This is a genomic window from Methylomonas sp. DH-1 (genome assembly GCF_046097555.1).
Classification (GTDB): domain Bacteria; phylum Pseudomonadota; class Gammaproteobacteria; order Methylococcales; family Methylomonadaceae; genus Methylomonas; species Methylomonas koyamae.
On the sequence record NZ_CP143089.1, the window covers coordinates 2139904 to 2157142 of the forward strand.

At 52.3% G+C, this 17239-nt stretch carries 15 protein-coding genes and 1 pseudogene; 10 read left to right on the forward strand and 6 right to left on the reverse strand.

Going from position 1 to position 17239, the window contains the following annotated elements:
- Positions 1-6: 6 nt before the first annotated feature.
- The 8 genes and pseudogenes from VXJ35_RS10055 to queA all read left to right on the forward strand — a co-directional run bounded on the left by VXJ35_RS10055 (position 7) and on the right by queA (position 7225).
- Positions 7-1335, forward strand: coding sequence for a citrate synthase (locus tag VXJ35_RS10055; protein WP_064021436.1), 1329 nt, complete (start codon positions 7-9; stop codon positions 1333-1335).
- Positions 1332-1505, forward strand: a complete 174-nt coding sequence (locus VXJ35_RS10060) for a DUF1674 domain-containing protein (RefSeq protein ID WP_197485044.1) — start codon at positions 1332-1334, stop codon at positions 1503-1505. The genes VXJ35_RS10055 and VXJ35_RS10060 overlap by 4 nt, the downstream gene beginning before the upstream one ends.
- 654 nt (positions 1506-2159) lie before the next feature.
- Positions 2160-2654 (forward strand): hypothetical protein, encoded by a 495-nt coding sequence (locus VXJ35_RS10065; RefSeq protein WP_408953934.1) that lies wholly within the window; start codon positions 2160-2162, stop codon positions 2652-2654.
- 36 nt (positions 2655-2690) lie between these two features.
- On the forward strand, positions 2691-3887 hold the full coding sequence (gene aceB, locus VXJ35_RS10070; protein WP_408953935.1) for a malate synthase A: 1197 nt from the start codon (positions 2691-2693) through the stop codon (positions 3885-3887).
- Between the two features lie 63 nt (positions 3888-3950).
- Positions 3951-5258 (forward strand): isocitrate lyase, encoded by a 1308-nt coding sequence (gene aceA / locus VXJ35_RS10075; RefSeq protein ID WP_408953945.1) that lies wholly within the window; start codon positions 3951-3953, stop codon positions 5256-5258.
- Positions 5259-5369: 111 nt separating this feature from the next.
- Positions 5370-5849: pseudogene (locus VXJ35_RS10080) on the forward strand (succinate dehydrogenase iron-sulfur subunit); the annotation flags it as partial.
- Positions 5846-6133 (forward strand): succinate dehydrogenase assembly factor 2, encoded by a 288-nt coding sequence (locus VXJ35_RS10085; RefSeq protein ID WP_064021441.1) that lies wholly within the window; start codon positions 5846-5848, stop codon positions 6131-6133. The pseudogene VXJ35_RS10080 and the gene VXJ35_RS10085, both read left to right, overlap by 4 nt.
- A 72-nt stretch (positions 6134-6205) precedes the next feature.
- Positions 6206-7225 carry a tRNA preQ1(34) S-adenosylmethionine ribosyltransferase-isomerase QueA gene (gene queA / locus VXJ35_RS10090; protein ID WP_064021442.1) on the forward strand — a complete coding sequence of 340 codons (1020 nt, stop codon included), beginning with the start codon at positions 6206-6208 and terminating at the stop codon, positions 7223-7225.
- A gap of 62 nt (positions 7226-7287) precedes the next feature.
- On the opposite strand, the gene VXJ35_RS10095 is transcribed toward queA, so the two are convergent.
- The 6 genes from VXJ35_RS10095 to VXJ35_RS10120 form a co-directional block, all read right to left on the reverse strand.
- On the reverse strand, positions 7288-7752 hold the full coding sequence (locus VXJ35_RS10095; RefSeq protein WP_064021443.1) for a type IV pilin protein: 465 nt from the start codon (positions 7750-7752) through the stop codon (positions 7288-7290).
- A 65-nt stretch (positions 7753-7817) separates the two neighbouring features.
- A complete protein-coding gene (locus VXJ35_RS10100; RefSeq protein ID WP_157198140.1) occupies positions 7818-11768 on the reverse strand; it encodes a pilus assembly protein in 3951 nt (1316 codons plus the stop codon).
- 29 nt (positions 11769-11797) lie between these two features.
- Positions 11798-12289 (reverse strand): PilX N-terminal domain-containing pilus assembly protein, encoded by a 492-nt coding sequence (locus VXJ35_RS10105; protein ID WP_064021445.1) that lies wholly within the window; start codon positions 12287-12289, stop codon positions 11798-11800.
- A 7-nt stretch (positions 12290-12296) separates the two neighbouring features.
- Positions 12297-13385, reverse strand: a complete 1089-nt coding sequence (locus VXJ35_RS10110) for a PilW family protein (protein WP_064021446.1) — start codon at positions 13383-13385, stop codon at positions 12297-12299.
- Positions 13382-13861 carry a type IV pilus modification protein PilV gene (pilV, locus tag VXJ35_RS10115; protein ID WP_197496033.1) on the reverse strand — a complete coding sequence of 160 codons (480 nt, stop codon included), beginning with the start codon at positions 13859-13861 and terminating at the stop codon, positions 13382-13384. The genes VXJ35_RS10110 and pilV overlap by 4 nt, the downstream gene beginning before the upstream one ends.
- Positions 13861-14478: a GspH/FimT family pseudopilin gene (locus VXJ35_RS10120; protein WP_064021447.1), complete on the reverse strand. Its 618-nt coding sequence runs from the start codon at positions 14476-14478 to the stop codon at positions 13861-13863. Before VXJ35_RS10120 ends, pilV begins: the two co-directional genes overlap by 1 nt.
- A gap of 265 nt (positions 14479-14743) precedes the next feature.
- Here VXJ35_RS10120 and VXJ35_RS10125 point away from each other — a divergent pair, with 265 nt between their 5' ends.
- Positions 14744-15106, forward strand: coding sequence for a response regulator (locus tag VXJ35_RS10125; RefSeq protein ID WP_096876742.1), 363 nt, complete (start codon positions 14744-14746; stop codon positions 15104-15106).
- A 40-nt stretch (positions 15107-15146) separates the two neighbouring features.
- Positions 15147-17225, forward strand: a complete 2079-nt coding sequence (locus VXJ35_RS10130) for a chemotaxis protein CheA (RefSeq protein WP_064021448.1) — start codon at positions 15147-15149, stop codon at positions 17223-17225.
- Positions 17226-17239 lie beyond the last annotated feature (14 nt).

A 17239-nucleotide genomic window follows, 5' to 3' on the forward strand; every position in this document is an offset into this window, starting at 1 on the left:
GAAACCATGTCAAACGAGACTTTAACGGTGCGGCACAACGCCACCGGGAAAGAAGTGGAATATCCGTTGTTGAAGGGGTCTTTGGGTGCAGATACCGCGGACATACGCTCCTTGAACAAGGATTTGGGCTGTTTTACTTACGATCCTGGCTTTATCGCTACCGCTAGTTGTAAAAGCAAAATCACCTATATCGACGGCGACAAGGGTATCTTGTTGTACCGTGGTTATCCGATCGAACAGTTGGCCGAGAACTGCGAATTTACCGAAGTGGCCTACTTGCTGATGAACGGCGAGTTGCCGGACCAGACTCAGCTACGCGACTTTAACGAGGAAATCAGCGACCGGGCTACTATCCACGAATCGTTGCGTAAGTTCTTCGACGGTTTTCATTACGACGCCCATCCGATGGCGATGTTGGTCGGGGTGGTCGGTTCTTTGTCGGCGTTTTACCACAGCGATTTGAACATCAAAGATCCCGATAGCCGGCGGATTTGCGCGGCAAGGCTGCTTGGTAAGATGCCAACCATCGCGGCTGCCTCTTACCGGCATTCGGTCGGTCGGCCCTTTGTCTACCCGCGGATGGATTTAAGCTACTGCGAAAACTTTCTGAACATGATGTTTTCGCGCTCTTCGCAAAACTACATCGACCAAAACCACTATATCGACCCCAATCTGGTTAAGGCTTTGAACTTACTGTTCATTCTGCACGCCGACCACGAGCAAAACGCCAGCACTTCGACGGTAAGAATGGCCGGCAGTACCGGCGCCAATCCTTATGCCTGCGTTGCGGCCGGTATCGCGGCGCTGTGGGGGCCGGCTCATGGTGGTGCCAACGAAGCGGTATTGAACATGTTGGCGCAAATCGGTAGTGTCGAGAACGTGCCGAAATACATCGCTAAAGCTAAGGACCATAACGACCCGTTCCGCTTGATGGGCTTTGGGCATCGGGTTTATAAAAACTTCGATCCGCGGGCTACCATCATCCGCAAAACCTGCTACGAAGTGCTCAACCGCACCCAGACCAACGACCCGCTGTTCGAATTAGCGTTGGCTTTGGAAGACTATGCGCTGAAGGATGAGTATTTCATCGAGAAAAAACTCTACCCCAACGTCGATTTTTATTCCGGCATCATCTACAAAGCGCTGCATATCCCGGTGGATATGTTTACCGTCATGTTCGCCATCGCCCGTACTGCGGGTTGGGTTGCGCATTGGCTGGAAATGATGGAGGAAGCCGTAACGCCGATCAGCCGGCCGCGGCAATTGTACGTCGGCCCGCCGCGCCGCGATTTCGTTGCGATTGGCGAACGCCAGCCGTTGATCAAACCGATATGAAGAAAATGCACGATAAAACCGATCGGGTCGCCGCCGAGGAGGCGGATACGTTACCGGCTCAGCCTGCCGGGCAATCTCCGGTGAAACCAGAAGAGTTCAACGGCCCGAAAGGGCCTGAACCCACTCGCTTCGGCGATTGGGAGCGCAAGGGACGCTGCGTCGATTTTTGACGCCGTAATCATTTCAAACTCAAGATAGGGTCATTTATGTCCGCTAATCGACCGCTTTCCCCCCATTTGCAGGTTTACCGTCAGCTGTACAATTGGTACAGGCAATACTTCCTCTTTCGCGGATTGTGTAAAAGCTGGTCCGGTAACCCGATGGGGCGGACCTGCTTTTCATAATGCCGCGTTTTCGCCCCTGAAACCATGGGAGCTTTTCCCGAATATGCCGTTTGCGGCGCTGCCGCGTTCTGGGAAAGATTCCAGGCGTTTTTCCGCGATTTTCCCGTGTTTTTCATGGATTATTCCGTAACGCCGGGCCGGGCGGTTTCTTTACCATTTCCCGCCAGCATGGCCCGGTAGGTCTAAGTCAATGATGTGTGCGAATTGATCGAGACTGCTGATCTGAAAAAGTCAGGAGATTGCCGGATTGCGGCATCTCGCGTTAACGGATAAACGCCAAAATCAATGCGCATCTTGCTATTGATTTTGCCCGGATACGCCGGGTGCGTATCCGCTTTTAACGGAAGGCTCCCCTAACCAACCGATTTGCCGGGCCATGCACTCTAATAAACAACTTAGGAGGATTCATGACCATGATTACGCCAAGCGCGCAATTAACCCTCACTAAAGGGAACAAAAGCTGGGTACAGGAGGAATAATATGACTGAACAGGCAACAACAACCGATGAACTGGCTTTCACAAGGCCGTATGGCGAGCAGGAGAAGCAAATTCTTACTGCCGAAGCGGTAGAATTTCTGACTGAGCTGGTGACGCATTTTACGCCACAACGCAATAAACTTCTGGCAGCGCGCATTCAGCAGCAGCAAGATATTGATAACGGAACGTTGCCTGATTTTATTTCGGAAACAGCTTCCATTCGCGATGCTGATTGGAAAATTCGCGGGATTCCTGCGGACTTAGAAGACCGCCGCGTAGAGATAACTGGCCCGGTAGAGCGCAAGATGGTGATCAACGCGCTCAACGCCAATGTGAAAGTCTTTATGGCCGATTTCGAAGATTCACTGGCACCAGACTGGAACAAAGTGATCGACGGGCAAATTAACCTGCGTGATGCGGTTAACAGGTTGGTGAAAAACTCTTTTTTGCAACCAATCAGACCTATATTTAGTACTACAAGATTGATTCAGCACTAAATAAAGGCTTCTTATAGCTAAATTAGTGGCCAGAATATGGTTTTTCACCAACCTGTTAACGGCACCATCAGTTACACTAATGAAGCAGGCAAAATTTACCAGCTCAAGCCCAATCCAGCGGTTTTGATTTGTCGGGTACGCGGTCTGCACTTGCCGGAAAAACATGTCACCTGGCGTGGTGAGGCAATCCCCGGCAGCCTGTTTGATTTTGCGCTCTATTTCTTCCACAACTATCAGGCACTGTTGGCAAAGGGCAGTGGTCCCTATTTCTATCTGCCGAAAACCCAGTCCTGGCAGGAAGCGGCCTGGTGGAGCGAAGTCTTCAGCTATGCAGAAGATCGCTTTAATCTGCCGCGCGGCACCATCAAGGCGACGTTGCTGATTGAAACGCTGCCCGCCGTGTTCCAGATGGATGAAATCCTTCACGCGCTGCGTGACCATATTGTTGGTCTGAACTGCGGTCGTTGGGATTACATCTTCAGCTATATCAAAACGTTGAAAAACTATCCCGATCGCGTCCTGCCAGACAGACAGGCAGTGACGATGGATAAACCATTCCTGAATGCTTACTCACGCCTGTTGATTAAAACCTGCCATAAACGCGGTGCTTTTGCGATGGGCGGCATGGCGGCGTTTATTCCGAGCAAAGATGAAGAGCACAATAACCAGGTGCTCAACAAAGTAAAAGCGGATAAATCGCTGGAAGCCAATAACGGTCACGATGGCACATGGATCGCTCACCCAGGCCTTGCGGACACGGCAATGGCGGTATTCAACGACATTCTCGGCTCCCGTAAAAATCAGCTTGAAGTGATGCGCGAACAAGACGCGCCGATTACTGCCGATCAGCTGCTGGCACCTTGTGATGGTGAACGCACCGAAGAAGGTATGCGCGCCAACATTCGCGTGGCTGTGCAGTACATCGAAGCGTGGATCTCTGGCAACGGCTGTGTGCCGATTTATGGCCTGATGGAAGATGCGGCGACGGCTGAAATTTCCCGTACCTCGATCTGGCAGTGGATCCATCATCAAAAAACGTTGAGCAATGGCAAACCGGTGACCAAAGCCTTGTTCCGCCAGATGCTGGGCGAAGAGATGAAAGTCATTGCCAGCGAACTGGGCGAAGAACGTTTCTCCCAGGGGCGTTTTGACGATGCCGCACGCTTGATGGAACAGATCACCACTTCCGATGAGTTAATTGATTTCCTGACCCTGCCAGGCTACCGCCTGTAGCGTAAGTACCGGGCCCCCCCTCGAGGTCGACGGTAATCGATAAGCTTGATAGAAGGATCAGTCATAATGAAAACCCGTACACAACAAATTGAAGAATTACAGAAAGAGTGGACTCAACCGCGTTGGGAAGGCATTACTCGCCCATACAGTGCGGAAGATGTGGTGAAATTACGCGGTTCAGTCAATCCTGAATGCACGCTGGCGCAACTGGGCGCAGCGAAAATGTGGCGTCTGCTGCACGGTGAGTCGAAAAAAGGCTACATCAACAGCCTCGGCGCACTGACTGGCGGTCAGGCGCTGCAACAGGCGAAAGCGGGTATTGAAGCAGTCTATCTGTCGGGATGGCAGGTAGCGGCGGACGCTAACCTGGCGGCCAGCATGTATCCGGATCAGTCGCTCTATCCGGCAAACTCGGTGCCAGCTGTGGTGGAGCGGATCAACAACACCTTCCGTCGTGCCGATCAGATCCAATGGTCCGCGGGCATTGAGCCGGGCGATCCGCGCTATGTCGATTACTTCCTGCCGATCGTTGCCGATGCGGAAGCCGGTTTTGGCGGTGTCCTGAATGCCTTTGAACTGATGAAAGCGATGATTGAAGCCGGTGCAGCGGCAGTTCACTTCGAAGATCAGCTGGCGTCAGTGAAGAAATGCGGTCACATGGGCGGCAAAGTTTTAGTGCCAACTCAGGAAGCTATTCAGAAACTGGTCGCGGCGCGTCTGGCAGCTGACGTGACGGGCGTTCCAACCCTGCTGGTTGCCCGTACCGATGCTGATGCGGCGGATCTGATCACCTCCGATTGCGACCCGTATGACAGCGAATTTATTACCGGCGAGCGTACCAGTGAAGGCTTCTTCCGTACTCATGCGGGCATTGAGCAAGCGATCAGCCGTGGCCTGGCGTATGCGCCATATGCTGACCTGGTCTGGTGTGAAACCTCCACGCCGGATCTGGAACTGGCGCGTCGCTTTGCACAAGCTATCCACGCGAAATATCCGGGCAAACTGCTGGCTTATAACTGCTCGCCGTCATTCAACTGGCAGAAAAACCTCGACGACAAAACTATTGCCAGCTTCCAGCAGCAGCTGTCGGATATGGGCTACAAGTTCCAGTTCATCACCCTGGCAGGTATCCACAGCATGTGGTTCAACATGTTTGACCTGGCAAACGCCTATGCCCAGGGCGAGGGTATGAAGCACTACGTTGAGAAAGTGCAGCAGCCGGAATTTGCCGCCGCGAAAGATGGCTATACCTTCGTATCTCACCAGCAGGAAGTGGGTACAGGTTACTTCGATAAAGTGACGACTATTATTCAGGGCGGCACGTCGTCGGTTACAGCGCTGACCGGCTCCACTGAAGAATCGCAGTTCTAAGTACCATGGATGCATATGGCGGCCGCATAACTTCGTATAGCATACATTATACGAAGTTATGGATCCAGCTTATCGATACCGCGGGCCCTACGTACGCGTGTTAACCGGTGAGCTATCAGCGACTACCAAGGCACCATCAAGATATTCCCGCTGCCGCACATGTCTGTCATCAAAGATTTGGTGGCCGACATGAGCCATTTTTTCGAGCAGTATGCTTCGATCAAACCCTGGCTGACGGCTTCCAGCGAAGCGCCGGCAGACAGCGAACGGCTGCAGAGTCGGGAAGATCGGGCCAAGTTGGACGGCTTGTACGAATGTGTGTTGTGCGCCAGTTGTTCGACCAGTTGCCCGAGTTATTGGTGGAACAGCGATAAATATCTTGGGCCGGCGATTTTGCTGCAAGCCTACCGCTGGCTGGCGGATAGCCGCGACGACAACGATCAGGAGCGCCTCGACGAATTGGACGAGTCGTTCAAGCTGTACCGTTGCCATACCATCATGAACTGTACCGACACTTGTCCGAAAGGTTTGAATCCGGCCAAAGCGATCGCCGAAATCAAGAAGCGTTTGGTGGAACGCGACCATTTGTGAGTGAATTGAATAAGCTGCGCTGGCGCTGCCGGCGCGGCACCCTCGAATTGGATTTGTTGTTGCTTCGCTATCTGGAGCGCGCTTATCTGTCTGCAACATCCGAACAGCAACAGGCGTTCCTGCGCATATTGGATTTGGAAGATACCGAACTGGTGCCATATTTAATGGCGGATCGGCTGCCGGCCGACACTACTTTAGCGCAACTGGTTATCGCTATCCGCTCCTTACCAGCCACACTGCAAACGGGCGAACAAGCCGCGACCATTAACGGCGCGGCGAATTAACGCCGAGTTTTCTATCCTGACCTATTCCGGGTTTCTGAATGCCCCGGGTGTTTTATTGTTGCCGAACTTATCATGAAAAAGAGCGACTTCAATTACCGCTTGCCTAACGAATTAATCGCCCAATACCCGTTGCCGGAACGTAGCGCCAGCCGCATGTTGCATTTGGATAAACTCAGCGGTGCAGTATCCGACCGCCAGTTTACCGATTTGCTCGAGTTGTTGTCGGCAGACGACTTATTGGTATTCAACGATACCAAGGTAATACCCGCTCGTTTGTTCGGCCGCAAAAGCAGTGGCGGTAAGGTTGAGATTTTGATCGAACGCATCGAGAATCCGCAGCAAGCTCTGGCCCATATCAGAGCCAGCAAGTCGCCGAAGTCGGGATCTTTGATCGAATTGGAAAATGGCCGCTGTTTAGAAGTGTTGGGGAGGGAAGCGGATTTGTTCCGATTAAGCTTGCCCGGCGCTAACGGCTTGCTGGAGTTGTTGGCTGAAGTCGGGCACATTCCGCTACCGCCTTACATCGATCGCAATGATGAACATAGCGATCTCGAGCGTTATCAGACCGTGTTCGCCGACCGCGCCGGCGCCGTCGCGGCACCAACCGCCGGCCTGCATTTCGATCAAGCGATATTGGAAAATCTGGATCGGAAAGGGGTGAAGCGGACTTTCGTTACCTTGCATGTCGGCAGCGGCACGTTTCGGCCGGTGCGGGTGGACGATTTGAGCCAACACACCATGCATAAAGAATTTTACAGCGTTGGGCAGAATGCGGTGGACGCCGTCGAAGCGGCGCGCACGCGCGGTGGCAGGGTGGTCGCGATAGGTACTACTGCAGTTCGAGCATTGGAGTCAGCCACCGCCGGTGGGCAGTTGACGGCGGGAATCGGCGACACCGATTTATTTATTACCCCCGGTTACAAGTTTAAATCGGTCGATGCTTTGTTTACCAATTTCCATTTGCCGGAGTCTACGCTGCTGATGCTGGTTTCGGCATTTGCCGGTTACGACGCGGTAATGGCGGCTTACCGGCATGCCATAGAACAGCGCTACCGTTTTTTCAGTTATGGCGATGCGATGTTGATAACCTGATAGTCCGTTCGGTGCAACCAGCTCTGACCGAATTCGGTTCGGTACCAACGCTTTGATGGGGTTTATTTACTCCAGCAGGCGGTAGCGTCTAAGCTGGCTCCAGATACGCTTTTCGTACCGATATTGTTAATTATAAGGGTGCCGCATTTGTCTGCGGTCTGCCTGCCGGTCGGCGCGGCTTGGATCGTGTAGGAATTCTGTGTTGCGGCAGAGATTGTCAAATTGTAGGTTGCCGTTCCGCCGTCAATGGGCACTTGAGTAGCATAAATCGACGGCGCCCCGGTGTCGTTGGTGTTGGTTCCGCAACTATCCGCTCCGCCGGTTCCTCCGGCATCGCAATACGAATTGGTGGCAGTGAATTGCCGCTCCAATGCATTCGCCAATCCGAGTAACGCGCCTTTTGCATCGCTACGCCGTGAGCGCATTACATAATCCTGGTAACTGGGGATGGCAATCGCGGCTAGAACGCCAATGATGGCTACAGTAACCATCAGTTCAATCAAAGTAAACCCGATCTGTTTCTTCATGATTCTACATCTCGCTTCAGCCTGGAGTTAGGTTTACTCCATCAGTCCGGGCTATTTGAATAAGGTTATTGAATTTGAATCCAATACTCCCGTTTCACGGTACCCGTACTACCTGTACCGCCCCCAGTACCACAACTATTGCTAATCGTCATGATTTCTCCGCTACTGCCGGACATTTCCTTAAATGCAACACATTTGCTGCCCTCAATTGTTTCCAACCATATTGGAGCTTTTGCGATGCCGACCGTGGATTGTAAACCGGTGACAGAGAATAGAACGCCGTTTATGCTGATCTTGTCGCTATCGTTGAATTTCGTGTCGTTATTCAAATCGAAGGATGAGTTTATTGGAGCTCCGCCGGTGACCAAATCGATTTCGTTTAGCCACGTCGTACCTCCCGATTCGCAGGGATCCGAATGAGGAATGGTTGTAGCGAAAATGACTCTCCCGTACTTTATTAACGGTGCGGAGTTCACTCGCTCGCCAACACTCAAATCGAGATACCAGCCCCTTTTTGTCGACCAGTCGACTGAATTACTGGTCGTTAAGCGAATAGTCGAACCGAATGCCGTAGTCGTGGTGACGATGGTTTGCGACTGTAAGGCCGAACGTAACACCGTTCCGGACGTGCTCGGCTTATCCCAAATGCCGTAAAAAGTTTGACCATTGGTGTTTGAGGCGTCGGTTGTCGTGATATAGCTACCGGTACCGAAATAAACCAGAAATCCGCCGTCGGGATGGCCGCCGGCCAATGGTGAAGAAGTGATGGGCTGCCTTTGATTCGAACTATTAATCGCCGTAAATAATGGCGAGCCACCGTTACCTAATCCCCAGGCGGTGGAATTGTTTGCGCTTAGATCGAATTTCCATAAATTTCCTTGTAAATCGCCGGCATAGACTGAATCGATTATTTTGTCTCCATCGGCATCCAGGAGGTAAGGTGTCGATAGACCGTTGCTGGTTTCATTATTGGTTGCGATCTTTTTGATCAGACTGCCATTGGACAAATTAACGATGTATAAGAACGCTTTGCCGGATGGGCTGTTGTAACCGTTGCCAAAAATCGCTGCCCAGATAACGTTGGTACCGTCACGAAGTAGACCAATTTGCGGTTGGCTAAAGGTGTAGCCTAAATCGGTCGTTATGGTAGAGTCCGCTAGTAAATTTGCACTGTTCGGGAACTCCCACATCACTTTGGTTTGATCGAAGTTAGTAGGGTCGGTTACATCCAAGGCATAAACGGTTTTGCCTCCTTTTCCCAAGCCTCCCACCAACACGGTTTTCCAGGCGCCAGATAAATAAGCGTCGCTGGCTTTCGGGCCGGAATCTACAAAATAGCGATGGTTATAATCCGGACTCGTGAGAGCGCTTAATTGGTCGTAAACGCCGGCCGGAACATAGGCAAAAATTTCCTTTCCTGAATTGGTTTGACCGGTATCGGCTTGGAAACCGTGCAACATACCGTCATTAGCTCCGACATACACCATTGGAGTCCTATTCAGGTTATTTGCGACGTAAGTGGCATAGGTGGATTGTCCGGCGGTACCCGACGGCAGACTGGTGAAACCGAAGTCGGTATTTTTAACAAAATAAGGGTCGGAGTTTACGATATCGCCCAGAACGGTGTTTTTACGGGCGCGAAAATCGTTGATGGTTGTCCCCCTCAGCCAGTTAAGCCGATCTGTACAACGATTGTCCGTGCTGTTTAGCGCGGCTTGTTGAGTCGAGCTCAGAGAGGCACAACTTGCGAAGCTGATGCCGATACTACCATCATAAGTAAATATTTTACGGTCAGAAGCTGTCGGAATCAGGCTGGCAGCGTCCCAGGCGCTTGCTAGCGGTACTCCCGTAGTGGGATTGATCGGCTTGGCGTAAAAGTGCCCGGACCAGTCGGAGGGGTCGAATTGCGCTTGGTAAAGTAAGGTTGATGTTTGCAAACCGGTTGAATTGGCTGCCAAGGCTGCAGCTGTCATGCTCTCGTCGGCCACTTCGTGCAGGATGCTATTGAATGCGTCGACCAAGTCGGCCGCACTCTCGGTGCCGAAGAATTTGCCTCTGCCGCTGATCGCCGCGTGCCACAAGTCGTAAACTTTACTGGGTGTTGATGCCACATAGCCCGCGCAGCTTTCCCCGTTTGCCGTGTAGGGCCAGCAATAGCGGGATGCCGCGCTAGAACTTGTAGTACTGGTCGGGCAAGAAGTGCCTGCCACTAACTTGTCATAGTCGCCTGAGAAGGTATTACCTCCCCAATTCGGATATGGACTTATAAGGCTGCCGCTTAAACCCAACCCAACCGAATAGGTGTTCAAATGTTGCCAGGTTGCCGGGTCATTTTTTGGGTTGAACCATTCTTCCGACTTTTTGGCGGCGAGGTCGGTATTGGTAGACGCTTCACGAATCAATGGACTCAGTTTGTTGTCTATCCCTGTTTGCAGATCTTTGGACCAGTAATAAAAGGCGATGTCGGCGAGATTGGTCGATTGCTTATCCCGGAATGGAAAACTCGGAGTCCAACTGTAGTTGGTGCTGCCGTCAGGGCCCAACGGAACGCTGGTTGCGGTACTGTTGGTGTCGCCGATACCTGAATAGTCGGTAGATGTATCGCCACACCAGCTACCGTCTGTCATCATCAGGTGCACGCTACGCCGACAGGCGTAATGACTGCCATCCAAAATTTGTGGGTCTTCGGCGTAAGGGTGGTTGATGTTGACAGTACCTTGAAAATATTTGCCGGCGTTATTAGCTGCTTTCAGAAGGTAGGTGCCGCCCAAAGCCGGAAACCTCGACAGCCAGTTAAATAGATCTTCCTTATGTGTGATATCCCTGGTTTCGTAAACGGTAGTGGTCACCGTTTCGTTCCAAGAGATTACTACGTTGGAGATATTGGAAGAATCGGTGGCGATGCTGTTGGGTACCGTGATTCGGTATACGCCGCTGTTAATGGAGGTTCCGGTGGTGACATAATTTTTACAATAAGTTACGTTGCTGCAACTTGCGGTGATAATGCCGGAGTTCGCATTGGCCGGTGAACCTTGGCCAGACGTAGGCGGAAAACCAGTTCCGGCGGTAGGTGATGTTTGGGTACAATTGGTGAGTTCGATGCGGTCGTCGCGGCCTAGGGCGTTTCTCTCATTAAACAACGCAGTACAGGTATAGCTGTAATTAGTGGTGGTTACGTTGCTACTCAATACAGTATTTGTAGTCTCGGTATGGGTAACCGCGTTGAGCCGGCGAATGCGGTTATCGATATTTTGGCCTGGGTCGCCCCAGCCGTTACAACTGGTACCAAAACTGTTACAAGAATTGATAGATTGCCAAGCGACGCGAATGCTGCCACTGAGTCCGGCAAAGCCGTTCATAGCCGCGGATACTGTCGCCAGATTGCGAGTACGATAATAGGAATACCAGTTGGCGAAATTTTGCTGAGCGGTGGCCGAAAGAGTTGTGACATCGTAGTAATCGTAACAATCTTCATCCCCTTTAGTGCCGTCGCAACTAGCATTTGTGCTATCGAACAAATAGTAGAAGGCATGTCCCCCTGTCGCTGGAGACGAAGCAAAAGTTTGGGAGTTGCTGCTCGGATTGTATTCCAGCGTCACCCGGTAGTTGCTAGATAAATTCACCGTACCCAGGCTGGTATCGAAACCGTTAAGTGGCGCAGCGGTAAAGCTGACGTTCGGATAGCAGGTGGAAGGATTGGTATTGTCCAATTTACAGTTGCCCCCGTTATATTTTGGCGGCGGAGTATAGGTTACGGCTGGGTTGTAATAGATAGCATTGAAATTGGCGGCTTTGAAGCGTTTTGTACCTTGATTAATATCCAAGTTATCCGGTACATAGCTCCAAGCCATGCTGCCCGAGTCGTCTAGAGTAAGTAGCACGTTAGGCGGCATACTTGCGGTTACGAACAACGGCACATCAGCTATGTCGAGGTCCGTTGAGTTGGCTGGAGCGTTGATTATAAGAGCCAGCGCAACGGTCAAAAACCTGAGCGTTTTATTTGAATAGAATTTCATATTCGACTCCCTAACCGAAACCGGCTGGATCAAGGACTTGGCGTGTAGCTAAACGCCGCCTGAAGAATGACTACTGCGCTGGTGTCTCCGCCCACAGCTCGGGCGGTGACGCGATAATGTTCAACTGTTCCGACGTCGGGCATTTTTTCAATTATGTAACGCGGATTCTCCGCTACGCCGCTTACTGTGAATGACTTGTAATTCGTCCAGTTGGCAATATTGCCCCAATAGCTGCTGTCGTTGGCGTGTGAAGGATTATTGACCAATCCCGCCGGCATTGTTCCGGTCCATGGCCCAACTCGCCATGTAGAAAGTGTATTGCCGGCGTTTTTCAACGCAGCTTCCGCGGCTTGAAAGGCCATATCCCGATTCCGAGTGTTCCCGGCCATACGCTCTTCCAGACCGCTGTTTTGAACGGCGTTGTTACCGATTAGCATCAATGCAACCAGAAAAATCAATGCAGTAAATAGAACAACCCCTTGCTGTTTGCCCGGATATCGGCTGTAGTGTAAGTGTTTCATCAAAGCCTCACAGGCGATTACGGATCGCAATGGTGGTAGTGAAGACTTTTCGCAACAGATTGTCTGCTGCTGTCGCGCTCGCTCCGTTGTAAGTGTAAGTTTGGGCTTGCGAGGTGATGCCTTTTTCGTCCTGGCGGGAGACCATCAGCAGACTGATGCGCAAGCCGAGCACTCTAGACCAGTCAGCCACGTTGTTGGCAGTGACGTAACTGTCTATGTTTTGGTCTGCCGGAACGGTGGTATCGACACCATAAGTGACTTGCATGTTTTCTACGCCGTCGATCAACTCTTCGGCTATTGTCTTTGCAGTTGGTGTGCCGCCGACAATTTCGGAACGCAGCCTTTCTCTGTACAACGCCGGTTCTCCGGCTGCGTTGGTGCGGATGTAATAGGTGTTGGCGCTTAATTCGAATACGCCGCTGTTTGCAGCAAAGGTTATGGCTGAACCCGGATTGGCGCAATTGACCGGAGTCGGTATTACTCCTAACTCCGTTGTACAGTTAGCTGGAGATATGCCGGTCTTGCCGTGAGTAATTGTGGTACTCGTCACGGCGCTGGCCTGAAAGATGGCTGTGTTGGTCGTGCCGCTAATGACTAGAATGTCTCCAGCGCTGAAGGTATGCGCGGCACTCAGCGTAATAGTCGGCGGTACATGGCTGCTGACCGTCATTTCGGTCGCCTTGTCGGCCCGAATCACGCTGAACGAATCTCCGCGCAGGCGATCGCCGGCAGTCATGTCTGCCGGTAGGCTGTCTTCGTAGCCTCTGAGCGGCTGGGTCAACAATTTTTTGCTCCACCAGGTTGCCGAAGTGTTAGTAACGTCATTGCACTCTGAGGATGTGCAGGCGACATAGCCGGAAAATCCTACCATCCTGATATCTCTATCCATCGCTTCGAATGCGAAGCGGGCATTCTCTTGCATGCGCGACATCACTTCCTGTACTCGGAAACTTTGTCTGCTGGCCAGGAATATGCTTCCGATTGCACCAATAATAACTAGGCCAATGGTCAGGGCCACCATCAGTTCAATCAGTGTTACGCCCCTACATTTGGAGATGGTGCGAGATAGGTAGCTTTCGTTCGAATTGCTGCTCATATCAGACTACGGGTCGAAAAGCTGGTCACGACGCCATCGCCGTCTTCGTCCCACTGCACGTTGATGACCGCGGCTCCGGTATTGTTGACGGACAGGCTAGCGTCGCCGGCTGGTAGGACAGCACTGACGGTATTCTTCCAGTCGCCCAGATCGGAGCGTAACGCCGCGGCACAATTGGTCAAGGTGTTGGGAGCGTTGGGCGGAGCCGCACCGAATGCGACGTTGCAATTGCCGGTTATCGCAGTTGCGCGGTTTAGTCTGAGCCGTTCCAATACGTCGTTGGCTAAAAAGGTGGCTTGGCTCCGTAAAAACGCGGAATTATTGTTTTTTACCGTTGTAGCCAACAATCCTGCGTAGCCGAGCAAACCGATTGCAACGATCAGCATTGTAACCAATACTTCGATCAAGCTGCTGCCCGACTGCCGCGCACAGTGCTGTTGACTCGATGCTGCGAACTGTTTTGTTGGGATAATCATTAGGGGTTGGTGCATGAACTGAGTTCGCTGGCTAAGTCGCTCTTTTCCGGTATGCCGTCGTTGTCGCGGTCCCGCCCTTGACCAACACGTCCGGTAGGCCCGATTACAACCAAGCGCGAAGTTCTCGGTTCCGGGATGTTGTTGCCGTCGTTATTGTCGCAAATCGCAAAGGAGCCTTGTGTATTGCTATCACCGGTCGGTTTGTAATGGATGTAATCAGTGAAACTGTTGGAGCGTAACGTGAAATTTGCCGGGAGTGCTTCGTAGACACGCAATACGCAATCTTCGTCCGATTCGCAAAGGTTACCGTCACCATCGTCGTTAAAGGTATTTTTGTTCGCATTGCTAGACCGATCCACATCGATAAATACTTGCCAGCCGTTTTCCCATTGGCTGCCGGTTTTCGCTGCAACGACGATTTGGCCGCGCTTTATCGCTTCGTTGCGGGTGTAGTTCAGCGCGGTAACTAGCTGGTTGGCGGTGGAGGTCAGACGACTGCTGCGGATCGCAGACGTAAAGCTGGGAATCGCCACCGCGGCCAGGATGCCGACGATGGCGACTACTATGATCAACTCTACGAGGGTAAAGCCGAGCAATGGCGCCGATTTGCTTTTCATTTTTCGGGGTGGCTCCAAAATGACAGGACGGCGGTTCGTCGAAACTTATAAAACGGAGCTGAAGATAGCACAGTATTAAACAAAGTTATGAGAGCTGAAACAAAATTCGGCGGAGCCTCGCAAGATCGGATTTCAGTAACTACACTGTTAAGCGAGCTTGGCTACAATTCCCTCATCTCGGAATTGTCCTGGAGCTTGGCGGTGAGGCTAAAGCGGCAATTTCGGCTACGTTTTTAACGAGTCTTAAAAATTGGAGGAAATAATTGTGGCGACGATTCTTGCCGTAGACGATTCGGCATCGATGAGACAAATGGTGGCGTTTACTTTAAAGGGGGCTGGCTTCAGTGTGGTGGAAGCTGTCGATGGTGTGGATGCTCTGAATAAAGCCAAGGCACAGGCTTTCGATTGTGTGGTGACCGATGTCAATATGCCCAACAAAGACGGAATCGAATTGATCAGGGAATTGCGCGCGCTGCCCAACTACAAATTCACGCCGATGTTGATGTTAACCACCGAGGCCGGCGCGGATAAAAAACAACAGGGCAAGGATGCCGGGGCTACCGGATGGATCGTCAAGCCGTTCAATCCCGACCAGTTGCTGAAAACGATCAAAAAGGTAATGGGTTAAGTTTCCGTTAGCGTCGGGGCAGCAAATTCTGGGTGGTTGTATGGCAATCGATATGGCGCAATTCCATCAAGTGTTCTTCGAGGAAAGTTTCGAAGGGCTGGATGCGATGGAATCCGGTTTGCTGCACATGGATATCGGCGACGTCGACGCCGAGGATATCAACACGATCTTCCGTGCCGCCCATTCGATCAAAGGCGGGAGCGGAACGTTCGGCTTTACCGCGGTCTCGGATTTTACCCACGTCATGGAGACCTTGCTCGACGAGATGCGCGACGGCCGGCGCAAGGTTACCCAGCCGGCCGTCGATGTTTTGCTCGGCTCGGTGGATTGTTTACGCGACATGTTGCAGTCCATCCGCGATGGCGCGGAAATCGATCAAGCCACCGTCTCGGCGCACAAGTTGGCGCTGGACAATGAATTGCATAATCCCGGTGCCGAGACGAAGCCTGTCGCCGTGGCTGAGCCGTCGTCCGCCCGCCAGGCAGTGTCGAGCGATGCTGGCGAAGCATTGGAAATCAGCGGCTGGACGATCGCATTCAGCCCGCATCTGCATCTACTGAAAACCGGTAACGAACCGGTCAGGATGTTCAGAGAGTTGGCCGCTTTGGGGGAGTTGACGACCACGGTCGATTTACAAGGCTTGCCCAGCTTGTACGATCTCGATCCAGAAGAATGCCATCTGTCATGGAAATTGCAGGTGGCCGGAAATATTCCGGCCGGGGAAATCGACGAGATATTCGATTGGGTCGAAGACGACTGCGATTTGGCCAAACAGCCGAGCTATCGGGCGAACCGGCCGGCGGCATCTGCGCCAGAATCGGATGGAGCCGGCAGCGCTTCGGCCGTTGCGATTCCGGAAACTCAGTCAGCAGAAAACGCAGCCGAAATCGAGAACCAGCCAACGGATGCGAAACCGGCTAAAAAGGAAGAGGCCAAAGCCGCCGGCAAAGGTTCCAGTTCTATCCGGGTCGATACCGCCAAGATCGACACCTTAATCAATATGGTCGGCGAATTAGTGATTACCCAATCGATGCTGAGCTTGTTGGGCGACCATTTCGAGATGAACAAGCTCGACCAGTTAAAAAACGGCCTGTCGCAGTTGGAACGCCATACCCGCGAGCTGCAGGAAAGCGTGATGAATATCCGGATGTTGCCGATCAGCTTCGTGTTCAGCCGCTTCCCACGCTTGGCGCATGACATTAGCGCTAAGCTCGGTAAAAAAATCGAGCTGAAACTGGTCGGCGAGAATACCGAAGTGGATAAAACCGTGGTGGAGTTACTGAGCGATCCGTTGGTACATCTGGTTCGCAACAGTCTGGACCATGGCATCGAGCTGCCCGAAGTCCGCGTCGCGGCGGGTAAACCGGAAACCGGTACCGTTACGCTGGAGGCCTACCATCGCGGCGGCAACATCGTGATAGAAGTATCGGACGACGGCAAAGGATTGGATAAAGACAAGTTACGCGCCAAAGCCATTGAGAAAGGCTTGATCGATGCCGACGCCGTGCTGACCGAGAAACAAACCTACGAATTGATCTTCATGCCCGGCTTTTCGACAGCGGAAAAATTGACCGATATTTCCGGCCGCGGTGTCGGTATGGATGTGGTGCGGCGCAATATTCTGGCTTTGGGCGGCGATATCGAAATTTTATCCGAGCTGGGAAAGGGCTCGACCATTGCCATCCACTTGCCGCTGACGCTGGCGATCTTGGACGGCCAATCGATTGCCGTGGGTGACGAAACCTACATATTGCCGCTGGGCTCGATCATCGAATCGTTGCATATCAAGGAGGAACGGATTAACCGGGTGGCCGGCAAAGGCGAAACCTTTTTACTGCGCGGCCAATACTTGCCCATCGTTCGCATCCACGAGATTTTCAAAGTGCCAGGCGCCAAAACCACCAAGTTGACGGAAGGCCTGATCGTCGTCGTCGAAGGCCAAGGCGTACGCTGCGGCTTGTTTGTCGACGATTTACTCGGCCAGCAGCAAGTGGTGATCAAATCGCTCGAAGCCAATTACCGGCGTATCGAAGGCGTCTCCGGCGCGACCATCTTGGGCGACGGTTCGGTGGCGTTGATCCTGGATATACCGGGTTTGGTGCGCCTGGCTAACCAATAACCGGCGGCAGCACT